General features: G+C 61.1%; 19 protein-coding genes. 8 read left to right on the forward strand and 11 right to left on the reverse strand.

What is annotated here, in order from left to right:
- Positions 1-200: 200 nt before the first annotated feature.
- Together GE543_RS23855 and ompR are read right to left on the reverse strand one after the other, a co-directional pair.
- Positions 201-1511, reverse strand: a complete 1311-nt coding sequence (locus GE543_RS23855; RefSeq protein WP_003392530.1) for an ATP-binding protein — start codon at positions 1509-1511, stop codon at positions 201-203.
- Positions 1512-1673: 162 nt separating this feature from the next.
- Positions 1674-2414 carry a two-component system response regulator OmpR gene (gene ompR / locus GE543_RS23860; protein ID WP_003318889.1) on the reverse strand — a complete coding sequence of 247 codons (741 nt, stop codon included), beginning with the start codon at positions 2412-2414 and terminating at the stop codon, positions 1674-1676.
- A gap of 299 nt (positions 2415-2713) precedes the next feature.
- Here ompR and GE543_RS23865 point away from each other — a divergent pair, with 299 nt between their 5' ends.
- From GE543_RS23865 to gshA, 3 genes are all read left to right on the forward strand, one after another.
- A complete protein-coding gene (locus tag GE543_RS23865) occupies positions 2714-5032 on the forward strand; it encodes a Tex family protein (protein ID WP_003425961.1) in 2319 nt (772 codons plus the stop codon).
- Positions 5032-5415 (forward strand): PaaI family thioesterase, encoded by a 384-nt coding sequence (locus tag GE543_RS23870; RefSeq protein ID WP_003314033.1) that lies wholly within the window; start codon positions 5032-5034, stop codon positions 5413-5415. The genes GE543_RS23865 and GE543_RS23870 overlap by 1 nt, the downstream gene beginning before the upstream one ends.
- 242 nt (positions 5416-5657) lie before the next feature.
- On the forward strand, positions 5658-7250 hold the full coding sequence (gene gshA, locus GE543_RS23875) for a glutamate--cysteine ligase (RefSeq protein WP_153222519.1): 1593 nt from the start codon (positions 5658-5660) through the stop codon (positions 7248-7250).
- 314 nt (positions 7251-7564) lie between these two features.
- On the opposite strand, the gene argA is transcribed toward gshA, so the two are convergent.
- Positions 7565-8863, reverse strand: coding sequence for an amino-acid N-acetyltransferase (argA, locus tag GE543_RS23885; RefSeq protein WP_003414058.1), 1299 nt, complete (start codon positions 8861-8863; stop codon positions 7565-7567).
- A gap of 144 nt (positions 8864-9007) precedes the next feature.
- Positions 9008-10156: an acetylornithine deacetylase gene (argE, locus tag GE543_RS23890; protein ID WP_003414056.1), complete on the reverse strand. Its 1149-nt coding sequence runs from the start codon at positions 10154-10156 to the stop codon at positions 9008-9010.
- Between the two features lie 163 nt (positions 10157-10319).
- Between argE and GE543_RS23895 the strand changes: the two genes are divergently transcribed.
- Positions 10320-11687, forward strand: coding sequence for an inorganic triphosphatase (locus GE543_RS23895; RefSeq protein ID WP_004408989.1), 1368 nt, complete (start codon positions 10320-10322; stop codon positions 11685-11687).
- Between the two features lie 498 nt (positions 11688-12185).
- On the opposite strand, the gene GE543_RS23900 is transcribed toward GE543_RS23895, so the two are convergent.
- Complete coding sequence (locus tag GE543_RS23900) at positions 12186-12656, reverse strand: Lrp/AsnC family transcriptional regulator (RefSeq protein WP_004408978.1); 471 nt, start codon at positions 12654-12656, stop codon at positions 12186-12188.
- Positions 12657-12781: 125 nt separating this feature from the next.
- Here GE543_RS23900 and GE543_RS23905 point away from each other — a divergent pair, with 125 nt between their 5' ends.
- The 3 genes from GE543_RS23905 (at position 12782) to GE543_RS23915 (ending at position 15486) form a co-directional block, all read left to right on the forward strand.
- Positions 12782-13129, forward strand: coding sequence for a hypothetical protein (locus GE543_RS23905; protein ID WP_178118664.1), 348 nt, complete (start codon positions 12782-12784; stop codon positions 13127-13129).
- 110 nt (positions 13130-13239) lie between these two features.
- Complete coding sequence (locus GE543_RS23910) at positions 13240-15024, forward strand: GspE/PulE family protein (RefSeq protein WP_003347463.1); 1785 nt, start codon at positions 13240-13242, stop codon at positions 15022-15024.
- Between the two features lie 141 nt (positions 15025-15165).
- A complete protein-coding gene (locus tag GE543_RS23915; RefSeq protein ID WP_002551535.1) occupies positions 15166-15486 on the forward strand; it encodes a DUF2388 domain-containing protein in 321 nt (106 codons plus the stop codon).
- Positions 15487-15555: 69 nt separating this feature from the next.
- On the opposite strand, the gene gcvH is transcribed toward GE543_RS23915, so the two are convergent.
- The 5 genes from gcvH to GE543_RS23940 all read right to left on the reverse strand — a co-directional run bounded on the left by gcvH (position 15556) and on the right by GE543_RS23940 (position 20928).
- Positions 15556-15942: a glycine cleavage system protein GcvH gene (gene gcvH, locus GE543_RS23920; RefSeq protein ID WP_046236120.1), complete on the reverse strand. Its 387-nt coding sequence runs from the start codon at positions 15940-15942 to the stop codon at positions 15556-15558.
- 44 nt (positions 15943-15986) lie between these two features.
- The gene (gcvT, locus tag GE543_RS23925) at positions 15987-17069 is read right to left on the reverse strand and encodes a glycine cleavage system aminomethyltransferase GcvT (protein WP_153222521.1); all 1083 of its coding nucleotides are present in this window, start codon (positions 17067-17069) and stop codon (positions 15987-15989) included.
- Positions 17070-17223: 154 nt separating this feature from the next.
- Positions 17224-18840 (reverse strand): iron ABC transporter permease, encoded by a 1617-nt coding sequence (locus GE543_RS23930; RefSeq protein WP_153222522.1) that lies wholly within the window; start codon positions 18838-18840, stop codon positions 17224-17226.
- Between the two features lie 259 nt (positions 18841-19099).
- Positions 19100-20101 carry an extracellular solute-binding protein gene (locus tag GE543_RS23935; RefSeq protein WP_003414043.1) on the reverse strand — a complete coding sequence of 334 codons (1002 nt, stop codon included), beginning with the start codon at positions 20099-20101 and terminating at the stop codon, positions 19100-19102.
- Between the two features lie 116 nt (positions 20102-20217).
- A complete protein-coding gene (locus GE543_RS23940; RefSeq protein WP_153222523.1) occupies positions 20218-20928 on the reverse strand; it encodes a Crp/Fnr family transcriptional regulator in 711 nt (236 codons plus the stop codon).
- Positions 20929-21009: 81 nt separating this feature from the next.
- Between GE543_RS23940 and GE543_RS23945 the strand changes: the two genes are divergently transcribed.
- Complete coding sequence (locus GE543_RS23945) at positions 21010-21534, forward strand: DUF962 domain-containing protein (protein ID WP_016566909.1); 525 nt, start codon at positions 21010-21012, stop codon at positions 21532-21534.
- 54 nt (positions 21535-21588) lie between these two features.
- Here the strand turns inward: GE543_RS23945 and GE543_RS23950 are convergent, their stop codons facing one another.
- Entirely contained in the window at positions 21589-23520 is a 1932-nt protein-coding gene (locus tag GE543_RS23950) for an acetyl-CoA hydrolase/transferase C-terminal domain-containing protein (protein ID WP_153222524.1), read from the reverse strand.
- Positions 23521-23659: the final 139 nt, after the last annotated feature.

The following is a 23659-nucleotide window of genomic DNA, read 5'->3' on the forward strand; positions in this document are numbered from 1 at the left end:
TGAGGAAGGTACGCACATGACCAGGGGGCCGGGACGCGTTGATCATATGATCGGCGTGACCTAGGGGTACAGGGAGTACCTCCGCCAAGGGCCGGGTCAGGCAAGCCGCCGTGCAAGGCTACGAGAATGCGTCGACCTTTCGAACGCCTCCCGTGACCTTGCGCGGCGCTTTATATATCCCTTCTCGCTTCCCACTCTTCTTAAATCGCATCCCTCGGCAGCATCAGCCCCAGCGGCAGCCTTACGCGTGCTTCCAGTCCGCCTCCCGAACGATTTCTCAACTCGACATTACCGCCGTGCATGGCAGCGATACGCTTGACGATGGCCAGGCCGAGGCCGGTGCCCTTGCCACTGCGTGCGCGATCACCACGAATGAACGGGTTGAAGATGGTGTCCAGCTCGGACGGATCGATGCCCGCGCCCCTGTCCAGCACGCTCAACACCACGTAAGGCGCGTTTCGGTCACCGGATACATAGGCGGCGACTTCGATACCGTTACCGGCGTGGTGCTTGGCGTTGCCAATCAGGTTGGTCAGCAGGCGCTTCATCGAGACACGGCGCAGCGGGAATGGCGGAATGGGCTCCAGGCACAGACGGATGCTGTCTTCATCGTCATTGAAGGGGGCAACCACATCGCGCACCAGGTGCCCCAGATCGACCTCTTCGATCTCTTCGTCGCGTCCATCGCGGATGAACGCCAGGAACTGATCGAGAATGGCGTCCATGTCCTCGATATCGCGCACCATGCCTTCGGAGAACTCATTGTCGTTCATCAGCTCCAGAGACAGGCGCAGGCGCGTCAGCGGTGTGCGCAGGTCGTGGGAAACCCCGGCCAGCATCAGCTCGCGCTCCTGCCCGGCCTGCTCGACGTCTTCAGCCATCTGATTGAAGGCCCGGTAGACTTCGGTCATCTCGCTCGGCGTGTCACTCACCGGCAGCCGCACGCTGCGCCCCTGCCCCAACTGGCGCGCCGCAAACACCAGACGCTTGAGCGGCTGACTCAGTTGACGCACGAAAATCCAGGCGGATGCCGTGGAAAGCAACCCGATGGCCAGGAACCAGCCCAGCACGTTCCAGATCTTCTGACCGCGCAACGGGTGCGGATAAAGCGGCACTTTCAGCCAGCCATCACCCAGGCTCGGCGCTCGCACCCACAGCGCGGGTGGCGCGTGTACCCGCAGACGCACTTCCGTATCGGCGCCCAGCTCAGCCTGCATCTGCCGCTGATAGATCTCACTGTAAGGCCAGTGCTGCTCACCTTCCGGCACGCCGCCGCCCACCACCCGAATCAGACCTGCCGCCTCGGCAATCGCCTCGCGATCGTTTTCACCGGCGGCCCAGTACGCGCGCAGGGTCAGAGCAACGCCGTGGCTGTATTGCCTGTCGACCAGCACGTCTTCGTTCATCAGCAGATATACCAGCGTCAGGGCCTTGGAAAACAGCACGACGATGAGCACCAGCCAGAGCGTGCGGGAGAAAAAGCTTTGCGGGAACCAGAGCGGAGTCTTCATAACTGCAGCCATACACTTTGCAGGGCGAGCGAGGCTCGCAGGTTTGCCGAACGCGGGCCGGACCCGATGGACGAACGCAAAAAACCAGTACGCCGATAACCCTTTTAAGATTATCGACGTGACTGGCAGCAATGACGGATTTCCAGGCCGACAACCGGGTTATCAGCGACTTCCGGCACCGTCCGGAACAAATACATAACCTACGCCCCAGACCGTCTGGATATAACGGGGCTTGGACGGGTCAGGCTCGATCAGGCGACGCAGGCGGGAAATCTGCACATCAATGGATCGCTCCAGCGCATCCCATTCCCGGCCACGCGCCAGGTTCATCAGTTTGTCGCGGGTCAGCGGCTCGCGAGCGTGCATGACCAGCGCTTTCAGTACCGCGAATTCACCGGTGGTGAGCATGTGCACTTCTTCACCGCGCTTGAGCTCGCGGGTTGCCAGAGACAGCACGTAGTCACCGAAACTGACCGACTCGTCCTCGCTGCCGGGTGCGCCGGGCACCGGTGCCGCCTGACGACGCAACACCGCCTTGACCCGCGCCATCAGCTCGTCCGGGTTGAACGGCTTGGCCAGATAATCGTCAGCACCCAGTTCGAGCCCCTTGATGCGGCTCAGCTCATCGCCCTTGGCGGTCAGCATGATAATCGGCACCTGATTGTTCGCGGCACGCAGACGACGACAGGCTGAAAGGCCGTCTTCACCGGGCAGCATGAGGTCCAGCACCACAAGGTTGAAAACCTCACGGGCCAGCAACCGGTCCATTTGTTCCACATTTGCCACGGCGCGGGCACGATAGCCCTTGCTGGTGAAAAAACGTTCCAGGAGACTGCTCAGCCCCGGATCGTCATCGACAATAAGGATTTTTTCGCCTTCGGCATTTTGTGCGGTGCTGCTCATCGGATGCTCCTCTGATCTCGGGGCGCATTATGGCGTAGCTGCGGTGATGCGCACCTTGTGCATTGTTAGCAGATTTTACTGGAGGCGACACTTGTGCCTGCGTTTTCGCCGAAAAAACACCCCATTTATCGGCCGATCCCCTAATCCGGCTTCGCTGGGTATAATGCGCCGCCCTCGAAGTCAGGCAACGCCGGACTCATGGCGGTTCGCCAGCACTGAAAATAAATGCTGGCGCACGATACCCAGGCAAGGCAATTCGTACATAGCCCAGTTTTTTGCTCACAACTCCAGGTGGTTTTATGGACAGCATCAACAGCCGCATCGCCGAAGAACTCGGCGTACGCCCACAACAGGTCGCAGCGGCCGTAGCACTACTGGATGAAGGCTCGACCGTGCCCTTCATTTCCCGCTACCGCAAGGAAGTGACCGGCAGTCTTGATGACACGCAACTGCGCCATCTGGAAGAGCGCCTGCGTTATCTGCGTGAACTGGACGAGCGGCGCGTCAGCATTCTTGCCAGCATCGAAGAGCAAGGCAAGCTGACCCCGGAGCTGGCCCGCGATATCAAGTTGGCCGACACCAAGACCCGCCTCGAAGACTTGTACCTGCCTTATAAGCAGAAACGCCGCACCAAGGGCCAGATCGCCCTTGAAGCCGGCTTGGGCGAGCTGGCCGACGGCCTGTTCAACGACCCGAGCCTGGCCCCGGAAGCAGAAGCAGCCCGCTTCGTCGACGCGGATAAAGGCGTGGCCGATGTAAAGGCTGCGCTGGAAGGCGCCAAGTACATTCTGATGGAGCGCTTTGCCGAAGATGCCTCGCTGCTGGACAAGCTGCGCAGCTTCCTCAAGCAGGAAGCGGTGATCAGCGCACGCGTGGTGCCGGGCAAGGAAGAGGAAGGCGCCAAGTTCCGCGACTACTTCGAACACGACGAACCGCTCAAGAGCATGCCGTCGCACCGTGCGCTGGCGATTTTCCGCGGTCGTAACGAAGGCTTCCTGAGTTCCGCACTGAAAGTCGGTGAAGAATTGCCGGGCGCCATGCACCCGTGCGAGCTGATGATCGGTGAGCGCTTCGGTATCCAGAACCAGAACCGCCCGGCAGACAAATGGCTGGCCGAAGTGGTGCGTTGGACCTGGAAGGTCAAGCTGTACAGCCACCTTGAAACCGATCTGCTGGGTGAGCTGCGTGACGGCGCGGAAACCGAAGCGATCAATGTCTTCGCCCACAACCTGCACGACCTGTTGCTCGCCGCGCCGGCCGGTCAGCGCGCCACGCTGGGCCTCGATCCTGGCCTGCGCACCGGCTGCAAGGTCGCCGTGGTCGACGCCACCGGCAAGCTGCTCGACTACGCCACCGTCTATCCGCACGTACCGAAAAACCAGTGGGACCAGACCATCGCTGTACTGGCCGCACTGTGCGCCAAACATTCGGTCGATCTGATTGCCATCGGCAACGGCACCGCCAGCCGCGAAACCGACAAGCTGGCTGCCGACCTGATCAAAAAATACCCAGGCCTGAAGATGACCAAGGTCATGGTCTCCGAAGCAGGCGCTTCGGTCTACTCGGCATCGGAACTGGCCGCCAAGGAATTCCCGGACCTCGACGTGTCGATCCGTGGCGCGGTGTCCATTGCCCGTCGCTTGCAGGACCCGCTCGCCGAACTGGTGAAAATCGACCCGAAATCCATCGGGGTCGGCCAGTACCAGCACGACGTTTCGCAGCTCAAGCTGGCTCGCGGCCTGGATGCAGTGGTGGAAGACTGCGTGAACGCCGTGGGCGTGGACGTGAACACGGCCTCAGTGGCGCTGCTGGCACGCATTTCCGGCCTCAACACCACGCTGGCGCAGAACATCGTTGCGCATCGTGATGAAAACGGCGCGTTCAAGACCCGCGCGGCGCTGAAGAAAGTCAGCCGCCTGGGCGAAAAGACCTTTGAACAGGCCGCCGGCTTCTTGCGCGTCATGACCGGTGACAACCCGCTCGACGCCTCCGCCGTTCACCCGGAAGCCTACCCGCTGGTGCAGCGCATTGCGGCTGAAACCGACCGCGATATACGCTCGCTGATCGGCGACGCCAGCTTTCTCAAGCGTCTGGACCCGAAGAAATTCACCGACGAGACCTTTGGTCTGCCGACCGTGACCGACATCCTTCAGGAACTCGAAAAGCCGGGCCGCGATCCGCGTCCAGAGTTCAAGACCGCAGAGTTCCAGGATGGGGTCGAAGACCTCAAGGACCTGCAACTGGGGATGATCCTCGAAGGCGTGGTCACCAACGTCACCAACTTCGGTGCATTCGTCGATATCGGCGTGCATCAGGACGGTCTGGTGCACATCTCGGCGTTGTCCGAGAAGTTCATCAAGGACCCGCGCGAAGCGGTCAAGGCCGGTGATGTGGTGAAAGTGAAGGTCATGGAAGTCGATATCCCGCGCAAACGCGTCGGTCTGTCGATGCGCATGAGCGACACGCCCGGCGAGAAAATCGATGGCGCGCGCGGTGCTCGTCCGGGTTCTTCGCCTCGCCAGAACAACGCCCCGCGCAAGGAAACCACTGCGCCAGCACCCGCCAACAATGCGATGGCGTCGCTGTTCGCCAATGCCAAGCAATTGAAGAAGCGCTGATGGATATTCCTGAAGATCTGACCCACAGCGCCTACTTCAAGATGCTCGGCTGCGAGCTGCGGCGTCTGGACGAGGGCGTTGCCGAGGTTGCGTTGCCGCTGGAGGCGCACCTGCGCAATCGCGGCAACGTGATGCACGGCGGTGCAATCTTCAGCCTGGTCGATATCGCCATGGGCCTGGCCTGTTCCAGCGTTCACGGTTTCGACCAGCGCAGCGTGACCATCGAGTGCAAGATCAACTACGTGCGTGGCGTCTCCGAGGGTGAAGTCCTGTGCATCGCCAAGGTGCTGCACGCGGGTCGCCGCACGCTGGTGGTCGAGGCCGAAGTCGTTCAGGGCGACAAGCTCGTCGCCAAAGCCCAGGGCACATTTGCGGTGATCTAGACTTGATCGAGGGCTGATGAACAGCATCCCTGCGAACTGAACCTAGCCGTACCGACATCATTTGGGTTAATTTCGGCACCATTAGCGTGGTGCCGAGTCCATTTGGGTAGTACGACAAAGAGCAGTGATTGTGAACAGGCGCTACCGACCAACCAGGCGACTACGCCAGTTCCTTTCTTCACCCCTGTAGACCGTCAAGTCCACCCCCATATCGGGGCGACCGATGCGTGAAGGATTACACCTTGAGCGAACTTTTAAACCGTCGTCTTGCATTGCTCGGCGAGCGTAACAACCTCTCTCTTCTGGAGCAGTGCCTGCACGGTATCGAGCGTGAGTGCCTGCGCGTTACCGCAACGGCAGAACTGGCCCGGACGCCCCACCCGCAAGCTCTGGGTGCCGCCCTGACCAATGGTCAGGTGACGACCGATTATTCCGAATCGCTGCTGGAGTTCATCACCCCTGCGTTGAAGAACCCGGCCGAGACCATCGACAACCTGGACCGGATCCACCGCTTCGTTTACAGCAAGCTGGGCGACGAGCTGCTGTGGAGCCCGTCGATGCCGTGCCCGTTGCCCGATGAAGAGCACATACCGATTGCCTATTACGGCACGTCGAACATCGGCAAGCTCAAGTACGTGTACCGCAAGGGCCTGGCGCTGCGTTATGGCAAGACCATGCAGTGCATTGCCGGCATTCACTACAACTTCTCGTTGCCGGAAGACGCCTGGGCGCTGCTCAAGCAGACCGAGGACTTTGCAGGCGATGCGCGCGACTACCAGTCGCATTCCTACATCGCGCTGATTCGTAACTTCCGCCGCTACAGCTGGCTGCTGATGTACCTGTTCGGCGCTTCACCGGCACTCGACGCAGGCTTCCTGCGTGGCCGCAAGCATCAGCTGGAGCAGCACTTCGACGCCGATACCCTGTATCTGCCGTACGCCACCAGTCTGCGCATGAGCGACCTGGGTTATCAGAGTGACGCCCAGGCCGACCTGACCCCTTGCTACAACGACCTGGTCAGCTACACCGACAGCCTGCGCAAGGCCGTGGCCACGCCTTACAAGCCTTACGTCGAGGTCGGCACCCATGACCAGAATGGTGAGTGGGTACAGCTCAACACCAACGTGCTGCAGATCGAGAACGAGTACTACTCCAACATTCGTCCCAAGCGTGTGACCTATAGCGGCGAACGCCCTATTCAGGCGCTGGTGGCCCGTGGTGTGCAGTACGTCGAAGTGCGCTGCCTGGACATCAACCCGTTCCTGCCGACCGGCATCAGCCTGGAGCAGTCGCGCTTCATCGATGCCTTCGTGCTGTATTGCGCCCTCGAGGAAAGCCAGCAACTGGCCAGCCACGAATGCTCCAACGCAAGCTCGAACTTCCTGTCAGTGGTCAAGGAAGGGCGTCGCCCGGGCCTGAGCCTGATGCGTGACAACCGCCCTGTCGATCTCAAGACCTGGGCAACCGAGCTGGTGGAGAAGATCACGCCGATTGCCCACCTGCTCGATCAGGCTCAGGGCACCGATGAGCACCTCAAATCGATTACCGTGCAACAGGCCAAGATCGACGATACCGCGCTCACGCCGTCTGCCCAGGTGCTGGCCAGCATGGAAGCGCATAACGAGGGCTTTACCGCGTTCTCCCTGCGCCAGAGCCAGGTCCACGCCGAATACTTCCGCACTCACCCGCTGAGCGCCCAGGAACAGGCAGACTTCGAAGCCCAGGCCAAAACCTCGATCGAAGATCAGGCCGAGCTGGAAGCAACCGAGGAAGTGGTGGATTTCGACACGTTCGTGGGTTCGTATCAGGCGAGCATTCTGTCGATCAGCAACTGATCGTGCAACTACTGTGGGGGGCTTGCTCACGAAGGTGCCGGTGCAGGCGCGACTATCGTGCGGCGCTCTGCGTCGCATGCCTTTCTGGACGCTCCGCGTCCTCTTGACGACGCAGAGCGTCGAGAACTGCATTCCCACGCTGGAGCGTGAGGAACGATCATCTCAACTATCGTGCCCAATGCTCTGCGCTTCTGCCCGAAGGGCGTGGGTGAGCTTGCTCACGAAAGGGACGGTTCAAACGCCCCTTTCTGGGGGCTTGTTCCAGCCTCTTCGTGAGCAAGCTCACTCCCACAAAATATAGTCCGCACTCAGGCTTATATCGCCTTTTCGAAGATCTTCGAATTACGCTGGTAGTTGTACAGCGAGGCGCGGGCGCTTGGCAGGCGGTCGACGCTGCTGGGTTCGAAACCGCGTTCGCGGAACCAGTGTGCGGTGCGGGTGGTGAGGACGAACAGGGTCTTGATACCCAAAGCCCGGGCGCGGTTTTCAATACGCTCCAGCAACTCGTCGCCACGGCCACCGTGCCGGTATTCCGGATTGACGGCCAGACACGCCAGCTCGCCCGACTCCGAATCGGCAATCGGATACAGCGCGGCACAGGCGATGATCAGCCCTTCGCGCTCGACCACGCTGAACTGGGTGATCTCGCGTTCCAGCACTTCGCGGGAACGACGCACCAGAATGCCCTGCTCTTCCAGCGGCGTGATCAGGTCCATCAAACCGCCGACATCCTCGATAGCCGCTTCGCGCACCAGTTCGAACTGTTCCTGCGCGACCAGCGTGCCGCCACCGTCACGGGTAAACAGCTCGGTCAGCAGCGCGCCGTTCTCGGCATAACTGACGATATGGCTACGCGCCACGCCGCCACGGCAGGCCTCGGCCGCAGCATCCAGCAGTTCTGCCTGATAGTTGGAACCCAGGCGTTGCAGGTGCGCGGGCACCTGTTGCGGACGCAGTTCGCGCACCAACCGGCCCTGCTCGTCCAGCAGGCCGGTTTCGGCGCCGAACAGCAGCAGTTTGTCTGCGGCCAGATCGATGGCCGCGCGGGTGGCGACGTCTTCGCAGGCCAGGTTGAAAATCTCGCCCGTCGGTGAATAACCCAGTGGCGACAGCAGCACGATATGGCGCTCGTCCAGCAGGCGATTGATACCTTTGCGGTCGACCCGGCGCACTTCGCCGGTGTGCTGATAATCGACACCCTCCAGCACCCCGATAGGCCGTGCGGTGACGACGTTGCCGCTGGTCACTCGCAACCGCGAGCCCTGCATGGGCGATGCAGCCATGTCCATCGACAGACGCGCCTCGATCGAAATGCGCAGCTGACCCACTGCATCGATCACGCACTCCAGCGTTTCGGTATCGGTGATCCGCAGGTCACGGTGGTAACGCGGCGTAATCCCGCGCTGGGCCAGACGGCTTTCAATCTGCGGACGGGAACCGTGAACCAGCACCAGGCGCACGCCCAGGCTGTGCAGCAGCACCAGATCGTGGACGATATTGCCGAAATTGGGGTGCGCAACGCCGTCGCCGGGCAGCATGACGACGAAGGTGCAATCGCGGTGAGCATTGATGTACGGAGACGCGTGGCGAAGCCAGTTGACGTATTCGGGCATGACAACAAGAGCCTGTAGAAAAAATGGACGAAGAAAAGAAGCACGCACAACGGTGTGGTGGTTATCGTCGGAACAGGCTTGGCAGCACGCGCAGTCTCCTTTTACTCAAGATGCTTTCATTAATAAACACGGGTTATGCCTGACTCACTGGGGCGTCAGGCAGTAATGTTCGATCAATTGACGTAACAGACGCACTGTAGGGTCAAGACGTGACATTTCGAGGTATTCCCCCGGCTGATGCGCACAGGCGATGTCGCCCGGGCCGAGCACCAGTGTCTCGCAGCCGAGGCGCTGAAGATAAGGCGCTTCGGTGCCGAATGCTACTGCTGCGGCCGTATGACCGGTCAGACGTTCAGCGACACGCACGAGTTCAGCGTCAGCGACCTGCTCGAACGGCGCGCATTCGGGGAACAATGGCGCGTAATCGATCTGTACCTGATGCAGCTCGGCCAGCGGCTGCAGCTTCTGCCGAATGGCCGAGCGCAGCATCTCCGGGTCCATGCCCGGCAGCGGACGCAGGTCGAATTCCAGCGAGCACTGGCCACAAATCCGGTTCGGGTTGTCGCCGCCATGAATACAGCCCAGGTTCAACGTCGGCTGCGGCACCGTGAATTGCGGGTTGCGGTACTTCGCCTGCCACTGCGTGCGCAGGCCCTTGAGTTCGCTGATGGCGTCGTGCATGGCTTCGAGTGCGCTGTGCCCAAGGCTCGGGTCGGAGGAATGGCCGCTGCGCCCGAGAATATCGATGCGCTCCATCATCACGCCCTTGTGCAGGCGGATCGGCTTGAGCCCGGTCGGCTCGCCGATCACTGCCGCACGACCCAGCGGGCGTCCGGCCTCGGCCAGCGCGCGGGCACCGGCCATCGAGCTTTCCTCGTCGCAAGTGGCGAGGATCAGCAGCGGCTGCTTGAACGGCTGATCAACAAGGCCACGCACCGCTTCGATGACCAGCGCAAAGAAGCCCTTCATGTCGCAACTGCCCAGCCCGACCCAGCGGCCATCCACCTCGGTCAGCTTCAAGGGGTCGGTCTTCCACAGTGCCTCATCGAACGGCACGGTATCGCTGTGCCCCGCCAGTACCAGACCGCCCGGGCCTGTTCCGTAGGTCGCCAGCAGATTGAACTTGCCGGGCGACACTTGCTGGATGTCGCAGGCAAACCCCAGATCGCCCAGCCATCCGGCCAGCAGATCGATGACGGGACGGTTGCTCTGGTCCAGGGAAGGCTGAGTGCAGCTCACCGAGGGTACGGCGATCAGCGCGGCGAACTGGTCTTTCATGGACGGCAACGGCATGGACGCTTCCTGTAATCGAGACGGAACACGGCCCATCATAGGGCCATAGCAACCCAGGAATAAACCGTTTCGGGCCATGTCCTGTACACTGACGGCCTCAGCAGCCGTTCAATCATGGGCTGCGCTCCCGTTTATCCGTATCAGCGTTTGGATTCCCCCGGCCATGCAAAAAGAAACTGAAATCAAACTCCGCGTCAGCCGCGAGACCCTCGCTGCACTGCGTGAACACCCGTTGCTCAAGAAGCGCAACAAGAGTGGCTGGGAGCGCCTTGAACTGTCGAACCAGTATTTCGATACCCCCGAAGGTGAGCTGGCGCAGGCCAAAGTCGCCCTGCGTATCCGCCGCGACGGCGATCAGATCATCCAGACCATGAAGACTCGCGGGCAAAGCGTGGCCGGTCTGTCCGAACGCAATGAGTACAACTGGGACCTGAGCAAGGCCAAGCTGGACCTGAAGAAGCTCGAAGGCGATTGCTGGCCCGAGCAACTGGCCGATCTGGACAAGAAAACCATCAAGCCGCTGTTCACCACCGATTTCGTGCGTGAGAAAGCCGAGATCGCCTGGGGCCGTGGCAAGGCCAAAGTGGTGATCGAAGCCGCACTGGATCTGGGTCAGGTGGTGGCCGGCAAGCAGAAGGAAGAAATCTGCGAGCTGGAACTCGAGCTGCGTGAAGGCGAACCTGCCGCGCTGCTGGAACTGGCCGCCGAGCTGGCTGCAACGTTGCCGCTGATGCCGTGTGATATCAGCAAGGCCGAGCGCGGCTACCGTCTGCTCGATGCCAGCAGCTACTCGCTGAGCCTGCAGGCGCCCGCCCTGACTGCCGAAACGCCACTGGACGACGCTTATTCCGCGCTGGCCTGGCACCTGCTGGGCAGCAGCCAGCGTCTGGCCGAGCAATACCGTTTCAACGGCCACTGGCGTCTGCTGCAGGACTGGGTCGAGATGCTCGCCGAACTGCGTGCTCTGACCAGCAGCCTCGGCCAGGCCGCGCCACGCACCTCGACCGCACACCTGCGTACTGCGCTGGACGCTTTGCTGGAAGACTGGCGACCGCTGGTTCAGGCCGGGCAGGACGATGCCGATGTACGCGGTGCCGCCCACGAGCAATTCCTCGAAGAATTGCAGGACACGCGCTGGGGCGAGTTCTCGCTGAATACCTCACGCTGGTTGCTGGCCCGCAGCTGGACCGCCGAACGCAACACCCGCGGCAATCGTCAGGGCGCCGCGCTGTTGAGCAGTTGGCTGCCACGCCTGCTGGGCGAAGAAGCCACGTCCTTGCAGTTGAGCCGTTATCAGCAGCAGCCGGAAGACCTGGCCGAGCAACTGCCCCGCATCGAGCGCATCCAGTCCTGGCTGCACTGGGCACGCGGCGCGCTGGACCTGCCGGAACTGGATCGCCTGTATGGCGAACTGCGCAAACTGGAAGAACTGGCACATCTGGACATCAGCGACGAAGTCCTCGATGCCCGCGTGCAACAGGCAATCACCGTCTTCCAGAGCCGCGCCTGGAAAACCCTGCTGCGCTTGTAAGGCTGGATCAGAAGGCCGTAGAAGTGGACCAAGCGACGCTTCGTTTGTCCGCGACTGCCTGAAACGTTTTAGGGCCGCTTCGCAGCCATCGCGGACAAGTCCGCTCCTACGCCCTCCGGGCAGAAGCACTGCTGCAGGCCAGATCATTCAGCGTCATACGCAAGTCCGCTTTTGATTCTGCCCGAAGGGCGTGGGAGCAGACCGGGCGACGCTGCGCTTGTACATGATCTCCCGTTTTTTGGAGCGGACAAGTCCGCTCCTACGCCCTCCGGGCAGAAGCACTGCTGCAGGCCAGATCATTCAGCGTCATACGCAAGTCCGCTTTTGATTCTGCCCGAAGGGCGTGGGAGCAGACCGGGCGACGCTACGCTTGTACATGATCTCCCGTTTTTTGTAGGAGCGGACTTGTCCGCGAACTGCCCGGAACCGGCAGCAAAACCAGTCACCTCGGTGCACGAGGCACAACCGAGGCGGGCGCAACTCCGGGCACCAGCCCCGTCAGCGCATCAGCGGCAGGCTGGTGGTGGATTTGATCTCGGAGAGGGCCACTGTCGAGTTCACCTCCTGAATGCCGGGTACCAGCGACAGTTTTTCGAAGAAGAACCGCTCGTACGCCTCGATATCCGGGGTCACGATGCGCAGCAGAAAATCCACCGAGCCCATCAGCACATAGCACTCCAGCACCTCCGGAAAGCCACGAATCGCGTCGGTGAACTCGGTGAAGTTGGAGCGCCCGTGGGCATTGAGTTTTACCTCGGCGAATATCTGTGTGTTCAGACCGATTTTCTTGCGGTCCAGCAACGCCACCTGACGGCGAATCACCCCTTCATCCTTGAGCCGCTGAATGCGGCGCCAGCAGGGTGATTGCGACAGACCGACCTGCTCGGCAATCTGCGCACTGGAAAGCGAAGCATCTTCCTGCAGCAGCGCCAGAATCCTGCGATCGTAACTGTCCAGCTCGATTTGCATAATTAATTTTCCAAAATAGCCTGCAGCGCATTAACAAGTCTTATAAAGACTAATCCACCCAATGATGGACCAGAAATTTCTTTTCACGCATGCAAAGATTTCCAGCATCCTTGTGGAGTATCAGCATGCCCAATCTCGAAGCCCTCACCCTCCCTTCGCAACGTCCAGATAGCTGGTCGTCCAGCAATGCGCAGTGCTGCGCACGCTACCGTGTCTGCGCCGAAGCCGAGCCTGCCTTGCTCTGTCAGGTGTTGAACCTGTTTGCCATGCAGTACCTGATTCCCGACCAATTGAGTGCTGTGCAACAAGAGAGCCTGCTGCTCATCGACCTTCAGGTTTCCAGATTGAGCTGGCATCGAGCCCAGGTGATTGGCGAAAAAATGCGCAACCTGATCGACGTCTGCTCAGTGGAAGTCGAGCAGGTCAACGCCCGGAACACTGCGCAATCCCGTGTCGCCCTGGCGACGGGCTGAATCAATTCGCCTGCTCCGGCAATTCCCGGTCGCATAGAACGAACAACGCTGTCACGCTTGGCGTCTACTCTTGTTCATCGTCCAATGACGAATTGCCTCAAGGAGCGCACATGGCAGCCCTGGCCCCCTCTTCACAGGATCGCTGGCTCGATCTGAATGATGTGTTGCGTGATCTGGTTGCCGAAGGCTATCTCGGCCAGGACGACGCGGAAACGGCACTCACCCAACGTCGCAGTGCGGTGAACATCCAGCTGCACCCCCTCGAGTTTCTCGCTTCGCTGCAGTTTGACGACCTCAAGCGACCGGGCAAGAAGCTGGACGTGGAAACCCTGACCGCCTGGCTGGCCAAAACCTGTGGCCAGCCTTACATGCGTATCGACCCGCTGAAGATCAACGTCGCGGCGGTCACGCCACTGATGTCCTACGCCTTTGCCCAGCGCCACAAGATTCTGGCCGTGGCGGTCGATCGCGAATCGGTGACCATCGCCAGCGCGCAGCCTTATGTGCGCTCATGGGAAGCCGACCTGGCGCACGTGCTCAAGCTGCAGATCAAACGTGTGGTCGCCAACCCGGCAGACATCCAGCGCATGGCGATGGAGTTTTTCAGGCTGGCCAAATCGGTCAGCGGTGCCAGCGCCTCCGAGCAAAAAATGAGCAACATGGGCAACTTCGAACAGTTGCTCAAGCTCGGTGCCAGCGATCAGGAGCCTGACGCCAACGACGCGCACATCGTCAATATCGTCGACTGGCTGTTCCAGTACGCCTTCCAGCAACGCGCCAGTGATATTCACATCGAGCCGCGCCGCGAACAGGGCACCGTGCGCTTTCGCATCGACGGGGTGCTGCACAACGTTTACCAGTTTCCGGCGCAGGTGATCATGGCGATTGTCAGCCGCCTGAAAAGCCTGGGCCGGATGAACGTCGCCGAAAAACGCAAACCACAGGACGGGCGGGTCAAGACCACCACGCCGGAGAATCGCGAAGTGGAGTTGCGCCTGTCGACCCTGCCGACCGCGTTCGGCGAAAAAATGGTCATGCGGATCTTCGACCCCGAGGTATTGCTCAAGGACTTCGACCAACTGGGCTTTTCCAGTGACGACCTGCGACGCTGGCAGGAAATGACCCGCCAGCCCAACGGCATCATTCTGGTCACCGGCCCGACCGGTTCGGGCAAGACCACCACGCTGTACACCACCCTCAAGAAGCTGGCGACCTCCGAGGTCAACCTGTGCACCATCGAAGATCCCATCGAGATGGTCGAACCGGCCTTCAACCAGATGCAGGTTCAACACAACATCGACCTGAGCTTTGCCGCCGGCGTGCGCGCACTGATGCGACAGGACCCGGACATCATCATGATCGGCGAGATTCGCGACCTGGAGACGGCCGAAATGGCGATTCAGGCGGCACTCACCGGTCACCTGGTGCTGTCGACGCTGCACACCAACGATGCGCCCAGCGCCATCAGCCGGATGCTCGAACTGGGTGTGCCGCACTACCTGCTCAAGGCGACCATCCTCGGCGTCATGGCCCAGCGTCTGGTGCGCACCCTTTGCCCACACTGCAAGGCGCCCATCAACCTCAACGAGACCGACTGGCAAACCCTGACGCGCCCCTGGCAGGCACCGGTGCCACCCGGCGCGCATCAGGCGGTCGGCTGCGTGGAGTGTCGCGATACCGGCTACCGGGGTCGGGCGGGTGTCTACGAGATCATGGTCATGTCCGACAACATCAAGGCATTGATCTCGGCGGACCTGGACCTGACCGCCATGCGTCGTCAGGCCTTCAAGGAAGGGACGCGCAGCCTACGTCTGTCCGGCGCGCAGAAAGTCTCGGCGGGCCTGACTACACTTGAGGAAGTGCTGCGGGTAACACCGCAAAGCGAACAACGCTGATCAGGGTTGAAAGCGTTGTTCCAGAAGGCCGCACGGCATGGCGAGCCAGCTAAAGTGAACTATGCGGTACACCTTGATTGAACTAGTTCGTGGCTTTGGCTATCCAACCCCTCAGAACAACCACAGCTGGAGTAATTCATCATGCGTCTCAAGTTCGCTGTCGCCACCGTAGCCTTGCTTTCCATCCCAATGGGTTCAGCGATGGCTGACACCTTCTGGCGTAATGTGCTGTCTTCCGGTGCAACCACCGGCTCGACTTACCTGACCTTCAAGGATCACAAACTGATCGTTGCCGCCCAGGACGACGCAGGCAGCTTCGTCGCCAGCGACGGTGGCATCCGCGGTCCGTTCCTGGAAGCGGCCATCGAGCAGGTACGCAAAGACAATCCAGGCCTGAAAGCCACCGACATGGAACTGGCCAACGCGATCCTGGATAAAAACCTGGTCGCTGAAAACCAGTAAGTCTTGCCGATTAGCTTCGCGCATAAAAAATGCCGCTCCATGAGCGGCATTTTTGTGAGCGGTAATCGGTTATTCGCCGATAGCGCTCGTGTACCCGGCTGCATCCAGCAGCTTGGCCAGATCGCCTTCAGCGTCGCTTGGCTTGAGCTTGAAGATCCAGGCGCTGTATGGCTTGCTGTTGAGCAACTCGGGCGAACCGCTCAGTTCTTCATTGATCTCGATGACCTCGCCCGCAACCGGCGAGTAGATATCCGAAGCGGCCTTGACCGACTCGACAACACCGGCGGTGTCACCGGCAGCGAACACCTTGCCGACTTCCGGCAGTTCGACGAAGACCACATCGCCCAGTGCTTCCTGTGCATGGTCCGAGATGCCGACGGTCACGGTGCCGTCTGACTCCAGACGTGCCCATTCATGACTTTCGGCGAAACGCAGCTCGGCGGGAATATTGCTCATTTAGTCATCCTCAACATCGGGTCAGCGGAAAACCCGCCATTAGGTTAGATCAAGGTTTTGCCATGGCGCACGAACGCAGGCTGCACCACCCGCACCGGGTACCATTTGCCGCGGATTTCCACCTCGGCCCGGTCAGCGGTCGCCATCGGAACGCGAGCCAGTGCAATGGATTTGCTCAACGTAGGAGAGAAACTACCACTGGTGATCTCTCCTTCGCCAATTTCTGCGACACGTACCACCTGATGCGCCCTTAAAACGCCGCGTTCTTCGAGCACCAATCCAACGAGTTTGAAGGCGGTTCCTTCAGTCCGTTCGCTCTCCAGCGCCTTGCGACCGACAAAATCACGCTCGGCAGGCTCCCAGGCGATGCTCCAGGCCATATTCGAGGCCAAGGGCGAAACATGTTCACCGATGTCCTGGCCATAAAGGTTCATGCCGGCCTCGAGGCGCAGCGTGTCGCGAGCGCCCAGACCGATCGGGGAAATACCCGCGCCAACCAATTCATTGAAAAAGCTCTGGGCCTCTTCGGCAGGCAGCATGATCTCCAGGCCGTCCTCACCGGTATAGCCGGTGCGCGCGATGAACCAGTCGCCATCATCAAGCCCTTCGAACGGCTTGAGCTGGTGAATCAGTTCGGCGCGGGCGCTTGAAACCAGCTCGGCAATACGGGTTCTGGCCTTGGGGCCTTGAATGGCGAGCATCGCCATTTCACTGCGCTCGACCAGTTGCACGTCGAAATCGCCCAGTTGCGCCTGCATCCAGGCAAGATCCTTGACGCCGGTCGCCGCGTTGACGACCAGCCGATAACCTTCGGGCGTGAGGTAGACGATCATGTCATCGATCACCCCGCCGCGCTCGTCCAGCATGGCGCTGTACAAGGCACGACCGGGGGTTTTGAGCTTGTCTACATCATTGGCCAGCAAGTAACGCAGCCAGGCATTGGCCTGGCGGCCGCGCACGTCGATCACGTTCATGTGAGAGACATCGAAGACCCCACAGTCGCGACGCACCTGATGGTGTTCCTCGACCTGCGATCCGTAATGCAACGGCATGTCCCAGCCACCAAAATCGACCATTTTCGCGCCAAGGGCGAGGTGCAGGTCGAACAGGGGGGTACGCTGTCCCATGGGTTTCTCCTTCCGGGCGTGGCGAAGGTGCGGGCAGAAGAAATCGGCAAGCCCCCCAATAAACCGGGGTTTGCAGCACGTAACAGCTGACCGAATTATCTGACAGACCGCACCAATTGCGGCGCATTGTAGCCGCAAGGTGAGGCCCCCGCACCTAGCCAATCTGACGGGCAGAGCGACGAATCAGCCCAATGACGGGTAATAATCCTACAAGCACCAGCGACAAAGCTGGCAACGCAGCCCGTGCCCACTCGCCCTCGCTGGTCATTTCGAAGATGCGTACCGCCAGCGTATCCCAGCCAAACGGGCGCATGAGCAGGGTTGCCGGCATTTCCTTGAGCACATCGACGAACACCAGCAGCGCCGCGCTCAGCGCCCCTGGCACCAGCAACGGCAGATACACGTTGAGAAACAACTTTGGCCCACTGACCCCCAGACTGCGCGCCGCTTCAGGCAATGACGGGCGGATACGCGACAGGCTGTGCTCCAGCGGACCGAAGGCGACGGCGATGAAGCGCACCAGATACGCCAGCAGCAGGGCCGAGAGGCTGCCCAGCAGCAAAGGCTTGCCTGCGCCGCCCAGCCAGCCGGACAGCGGAATGACCAGTTCGCGGTCCAGGTAACTGAACGCCAGCATGATTGAAACCGCCAGTACCGAGCCTGGCAATGCGTATCCCAGGTTGGCGAGGCTGACGCCGGAGCGGATCGCGGGCGTGGGCGCCATACGTCGGGCAAACGCCAGAATCAGCGCCACACTGACAGTGATCAACGCCGCCATGCCGCCCAGATAGAGCGTGTGCAGAATCAGCCCGGTGTAGCGCTCATCCAGATCGAAGCGGCCGCGCTGCCAGACCCAGACGATCAATTGCAGCATTGGCACCACGAAGGCACAGAGAAACACCAGCCCACACCAGAAGCTCGCGGCCCATGCCTTGATGCCGCGTAACCGGTAAAGCGCAGCGCCACGCGGACGCTCGTTGGCCGGTCGGCTTGCACCCCGGGCGCGGCGTTCGCCGTACAGCAGCACCAGCACGGCCAACAGCAGCAGGCTGGCCAGTTGCGCGGCGCTGGAAAGGCTGAAGAAGCCGTACCAGGTCTTGTAGATGGCAGTGGTGAACGTGTCGAAGTTGAACACCGACACGGCACCAAAATCGGCCAGGGTCTCCATCAGCGCCAGCGCCACCCCCGCGCCGATGGCCGGACGCGCCATTGGCAGCGCCACGCGCCAGAACGCCTGCAGGGGCGTGTTGCCCAGCACTCGCGCAGCTTCCATCAGGCCCTTGCCCTGCGCCAGAAACGCCGTGCGCGCCAACAGGTAGACGTAGGGGTAGAAAACCAGCACCAGGACGATGATCACCCCACCAGTGGAGCGCACCCGGGGCAAGCGCAGACCGGAGCCGAACCATTCGCGCATCAGGGTCTGCACCGGGCCGGAAAAATCCAACAGCCCGACAAACACGAACGCCAGCACATAGGCGGGGATCGCGAAAGGCAGCATCAGCGCCCAGTCCAGCCAGCGGCGACCGGGGAATTCACACAGGCTGGTGAGCCACGCCAGGCTCACCCCCAGCAGCGTCACGCCCACGCCGACACCCAGCACCAGGATCAGCGTATTGCCCAGCAGACGCGCCATCTGGGTTTCGAGCAGGTGCGACCATATCTGCCGGTCAACCGTCTCCCACGACAGCAGCAGAACGCTCAGCGGCAGCACGACCAGCGCAGCGATGGCAAAGACCAGGGGGTACCAGCGGCGTTGCACAGGATGGGCCAAGGAGGTTCTCGAAATGAGGGGGGTCAAGAGGGGTGCACAGGCCTGCTTCTGATTCTGGCTGAAAGCCGTAGGAGCGGACTTGTCCGCGAAAAGGCCGGTACATTCTCAGAAAATGCACTATCTGAACTGACGGCTTCGCGGACAAGTCCGCTCCTACGCCCTGCGGGCAGAAGCCTGAAAGCCCCGTGTCCCAGGCTATTCAGTACCTGAGCTAACGCTGAGCACTGAAGCGTGAAGCGATAAGGCGCTGGATATTAAATCAATTCCAGCCCGCGCGATCCATCATGCGTATCGCTTCTGCCTGACGCTTGCCTGCCACTTCAACCGGGAGGGTGTCGGCCTTGAACGGCCCCCAGCTCGCCACTTCTTCTGAAGGCGCCACATTCGGGTTGGCCGGGAACTCCTGATTGACGCTGGAAAAAATCTTCTGCGCCTCAGGGCCGGTCATCCACTCGACCAGCGCCTTGGCCGCTTCAGGGTGCGGGGCGTATTTGGTCAGACCGATACCCGACAGGTTGACGTGCACACCGCGATCCGCCTGGTTCGGCCAGAACAGCTTCACCGCCAGGTCGGGTTTTTCCTTGTGCAGGCGACCGTAGTAATAGGAATTGACGATGCCCACGTCGCACTGCCCGGCATTGATCGCCTCGAGCACCGCAATGTCATCGGAGAACACGTCGGTGGACAGGTTGTTGACCCAGCCCTTGAGGATTTTCTCCGACGCTTCGGCGCCGTGGGTTTCGATCAGCGTAGCGGTCAGCGACTGGTTGTAGACCTTCTTCGCGGTACGCAGGCACAGACGGCCTTCCCAGTTCTTGTCGGCCAGCGCCTCGTAGGTGCTCAGCTCGGCAGGCTTCACCCGGTCGGTGGAGTAGGCGATGGTGCGCGCGCGAAGGCTCAGACCGGTCCAGCCGTGGGTCGACGAGCGATACTGCGGAGGAATGTTGGCTTCGATCACCGGCGAGGTGAACGGCTGCAGGATACCCATCTGCTCGGCCTGCCAGAGGTTGCCCGCATCGACCGTCAGCAACAGGTCGGCGGTGGCATTCTCGCCCTCGGCCTTGATGCGCTGCATCAGCGGCGCTTCCTTGTCGGTGATGAATTTGATCTTCACCCCGGTACTGGCCGTGTACGCATCGAATACCGGCTTGATCAGCTCGTCGATCCGGGACGAATACACCACCACTTCATCGGCAGCCTGAGCGGTGCTGCCCAGTAAGGTCAGTGTCAGAGCAGCCAGAAGACGCTTGCTTGCCTGCATCAGGGTATCTCGCGTTCGCAAAGGAGGCGAAATGGTAGTGAATCCCATTTGCTATCTCAATCGAAGCGACAGCGGAGCCGTTACCGGATGTGTCCAGGCTCGATCATGACCGGTGATCAGCACACAGCCCTGGCTCTGGAAAAGTTCGCCACCCTGCGCAGCTTGTCCACATCGAACACTTCCAGGTGTCCCTCTCCCAGGCGCACGATCCTGCGCTCATGCAGGTCCTGGAGCACTTCCAGCAAGGCCGGCGAGGCAAGCGCGAGACGCTCCGCCGCCTGAATGTCATCCAGCGCAATCAGGCGGCGTGCCTGGCTCAACGGGCCATACCCCTCGCTGAGCATCAACAGGCGCCAGGCAACTCGCGCCCGCGGCGGCAGGCGACGCATTTTCTCAGGGCTCTGCAGTGGCAAGCCGACCTTCTGGCTGAGCAGTGCGGCAAACCAGCGCCAGTACTCGGGGTGCCTGTCGAGCAGCCGGGCCAGGAATGGCTGGGGAATGTGCAGGAAGATGCTCTGTTCCAGCGAGCAGACTTCGAAACGGCGCGGCAGCCCGTCAAACAGCGAGACTTCGCCAAACCAGCACGGCGCGCTCGCCGATTCCACGTGCGTTAGCAGCCGCTGCTCGTGGGCGGCGCCGATTCGCACGCTGCCCTCCAGCAGCACATAAACACCGCACGGCAGATCGCCCTTGTCGAACAGCCGTCTGCCGGGCGTCTTGCGGCGCTGGCGGGCAGCCTCCAGCAGGCTATCCTGCAGATCGGCAGGCAGATGGGAAAACCAGTAATCGGATAGCAATCGTGACCGCCACGCCACTCCATTTGTCATTTTTGCTCCCTTCTCTTTCAGCCATGCATGTTGTACAAGAAATCAGGCTCAAGCCGGCCATCGTCTCAGGCAGGAATAATAATGAAAACCCTTGTCGATCATCTCAGCCAATACGCGGCTTATCACCGTGATTCACGCAATATCGTGACGCACTTCGTGGGTATCCCGCTGATCGTGCTGGCCGTGGCGGTGCTTCTCTCGCGACCGGGCTGGAATATGAGCGGATTGTGGCTCTCACCGGCGGCGCTGCTGGCCTTGGGCTCGACGATCTTTTACCTGCGACTCGACCGCGCTCTGGGCGTCGTCATGGCGGTGTTACTGGCGCTGTGTCTATGGGCCGGGGCCAACCTTGCGCAGCAGGCAACCATGGTCTGGCTGAGTGCGGGCGTCGGGCTCTTTGTAATTGGCTGGATCATCCAGTTCGTCGGCCATTACTACGAGGGGCGCAAACCGGCCTTCATCGATGACCTGACCGGGCTGATCATCGGCCCGCTGTTTGTGGTCGCGGAGCTGGCGTTCCTGATGGGCCAGCGCAAACCGCTGCAGCACGCCATCGAAGAGCGCGTCGGCCCGGTCGGGCGTGCGACCCGCAAGGCGACGACCTAGGCGCCAAGCGCCGGACACCGATCGTCGCCAGCGGCAACGATCAATGCCCGCCTCTTAGCCGGCAAGCCCGGTGCTGTTCTGCAACCCGGCCAGCAACAGCCGCTGATACAACTCTTCGCGCAAGCCCTGCGGCGCGTCGAGCTGCATGCGCTGCAAGTGCGTAAGGAAGGCTTCGGGGTCCGGCGCGTCGAGGGTCGCCTTGCCCAGCTCGAGGATTTCAGTGAGCTTGAGCTTGCTCTTCAGCCAGTTCAGGGCTCTCAGCAGGTCGCGCTCCTTGGCGGTAAAGTCGCAACCCAACGGGTACTCGGTAAACAGTGACGGGTAGCGTGATGCAGTGTCCTTGAGGCGCTCGGGCGTGTTGTCGGTGAAGCGCGGATCGAGACGGAAGTCCTTGGGCAGCTTGCCAGCCTTTTGCGCCTGCTCGATCAGGCCCGATTGAAACCGCGAGTCAGTGATATTCAGAATTCGCTCGATCACCGTCGCGTCGGTCTGCCCGCGCAGATCGGCGATGCCGTATTCGGTCACGACAATGTCGCGCAAGTGTCGGGGAATGGTGGTGTGGCCGTACTGCCAGACGATGTTGGAGCTGACCTCGCCACCCGACTCACGCCAGCTGCGCAGCATCAGAATCGAACGGGCGCCTTCCAGTGCATGGGCCTGCGCCACGAAGTTGTACTGACCGCCCACGCCACTGAGCACCCGGCCATCTTCCAGCTGATCAGCCACTGCCGCGCCCATCAGGGTGACGGTAAACGCACTGTTGATGAAGCGCGCATCGCGGCGTTGCAGGCGCTTGAGTTCTTCCTGGCCGTAAAGCTCGTTGATGTAGCTGATGGCGGTCATGTTGAACTGCGCCAGCCGCTCGGCGGGCAGCTCGCGCAGCCGCGCGTAAAAACTCTGCGGACCGAGGAAAAAGCCGCCATGCACGACCACGCCACCAGGATGGGCATCCTCATCCAGCGTGCCCATGTTGGCCAGCCGTTGCAGCTCTGCATCGGCATACACCTTGCGCCGCACGATGCCGGCATCGGCGAGTACCAGCAGGCCGTTGACGAACATTTCGCTGCAACCGTAAAGGCCGCTGGCAAACGGCTGAACGCCGCCTTCCCGATCTATCAGGGTCTGCCAGTTACTCATGTTCAACTCGGCCAGCAGGCCACGCCAGGTTTCGTTATCGGCCTGGCGAGCCAGCAGCGCGCCGGTCAGTGCATCGCCCATCGAGCCGATGCCGATCTGTAACGTGCCGCCGTCACGCACCAGCGTGCTGGCGTGCAGGCCGATCAGGTGGTCCTGATAGCCCACCGGCATATTGGGGGTGGAAAACAGCGTACTGCGCTCGTCTTCGTCGATCAGCACATCGAAGGCGTCGACGTCCAGTTCCGAGTCGCCCGGCATGTAAGGCAGGTCGGCGTGCACCTGGCCGAGCATCAGAATGGTCTCCCCGGCGGCCCGGCGCTTGGCGATCATGGGCAACAGGTCGAGGGTCACGTCCGGGTTGCAGCTCAGGCTCAACGTGCCTGGGCGCTGTTCGTCACGGGCCACCAGTTGCGCGACCAGATTCAGGCCATTGGCATTGATGTCGCGGGCGGCATGGCTGTAATTGCTGCTGACGTAGTCTTGCTGGGCTGAGTGGCTGTTGAGCAAACTGCCCGGCTGCATGAAGAATTGTTGCACACGGATATTGGCAGGGAGTTTGTCGCGGCGCAGTGCAGCGAGGAAATCGAGCTCCGGATAGTCAGCGAAGACGCGCTGGAGAAACGGTTCGAGAAACCGCGCCTGCAAACCCTCCCCCGGCGTCGGCCGCCCGAGTGTCAGCGCGGTATAGATCGTCATCCGTCGTTCGGGCAACTCGCTGATGCGCTGGTACAACGCGTTGACGAAGCGGTTGGGCTTGCCCAGCCCCAGCGGCATGCCGAGGTGGATATGCTCGGGTAGCTGCGCAAGAACGTGATCGACGGCATGCTCGATGGAACAGGAATACGGCATCCCAGCTCTCCTGAATTGTTATTGGGTGCAGGTTGGACCGGCGACAACGTCAAAGTGCTGCATGCTCGTCAGGCAGAGCATCATCGTTATACACAATCCCTGGAACACCCGGAACAAAAGGCTTCCTGGCTTCTGCCCA

It is taken from the genome of Pseudomonas sp. SZ57 (assembly GCF_009495975.1).
GTDB lineage: Bacteria > Pseudomonadota > Gammaproteobacteria > Pseudomonadales > Pseudomonadaceae > Aquipseudomonas > Aquipseudomonas syringae.

Coding starts and splice junctions, on each gene's coding strand:
- GE543_RS23855 (WP_003392530.1), bottom strand. CDS start 1,511: ATGAAGACTCCGCTCTGGTTCCCGCAAAGCTTTTTCTCCCGCACGCTC.
- ompR (WP_003318889.1), bottom strand. CDS start 2,414: ATGAGCAGCACCGCACAAAATGCCGAAGGCGAAAAAATCCTTATTGTC.
- GE543_RS23865 (WP_003425961.1), top strand. CDS start 2,714: ATGGACAGCATCAACAGCCGCATCGCCGAAGAACTCGGCGTACGCCCA.
- GE543_RS23870 (WP_003314033.1), top strand. CDS start 5,032: ATGGATATTCCTGAAGATCTGACCCACAGCGCCTACTTCAAGATGCTC.
- argA (WP_003414058.1), bottom strand. CDS start 8,863: ATGCCCGAATACGTCAACTGGCTTCGCCACGCGTCTCCGTACATCAAT.
- argE (WP_003414056.1), bottom strand. CDS start 10,156: ATGCCGTTGCCGTCCATGAAAGACCAGTTCGCCGCGCTGATCGCCGTA.
- GE543_RS23895 (WP_004408989.1), top strand. CDS start 10,320: ATGCAAAAAGAAACTGAAATCAAACTCCGCGTCAGCCGCGAGACCCTC.
- GE543_RS23900 (WP_004408978.1), bottom strand. CDS start 12,656: ATGCAAATCGAGCTGGACAGTTACGATCGCAGGATTCTGGCGCTGCTG.
- GE543_RS23905 (WP_178118664.1), top strand. CDS start 12,782: ATGCCCAATCTCGAAGCCCTCACCCTCCCTTCGCAACGTCCAGATAGC.
- GE543_RS23910 (WP_003347463.1), top strand. CDS start 13,240: ATGGCAGCCCTGGCCCCCTCTTCACAGGATCGCTGGCTCGATCTGAAT.
- GE543_RS23915 (WP_002551535.1), top strand. CDS start 15,166: ATGCGTCTCAAGTTCGCTGTCGCCACCGTAGCCTTGCTTTCCATCCCA.
- gcvH (WP_046236120.1), bottom strand. CDS start 15,942: ATGAGCAATATTCCCGCCGAGCTGCGTTTCGCCGAAAGTCATGAATGG.
- gcvT (WP_153222521.1), bottom strand. CDS start 17,069: ATGGGACAGCGTACCCCCCTGTTCGACCTGCACCTCGCCCTTGGCGCG.
- GE543_RS23935 (WP_003414043.1), bottom strand. CDS start 20,101: ATGCAGGCAAGCAAGCGTCTTCTGGCTGCTCTGACACTGACCTTACTG.
- GE543_RS23940 (WP_153222523.1), bottom strand. CDS start 20,928: ATGACAAATGGAGTGGCGTGGCGGTCACGATTGCTATCCGATTACTGG.
- GE543_RS23945 (WP_016566909.1), top strand. CDS start 21,010: ATGAAAACCCTTGTCGATCATCTCAGCCAATACGCGGCTTATCACCGT.
- GE543_RS23950 (WP_153222524.1), bottom strand. CDS start 23,520: ATGCCGTATTCCTGTTCCATCGAGCATGCCGTCGATCACGTTCTTGCG.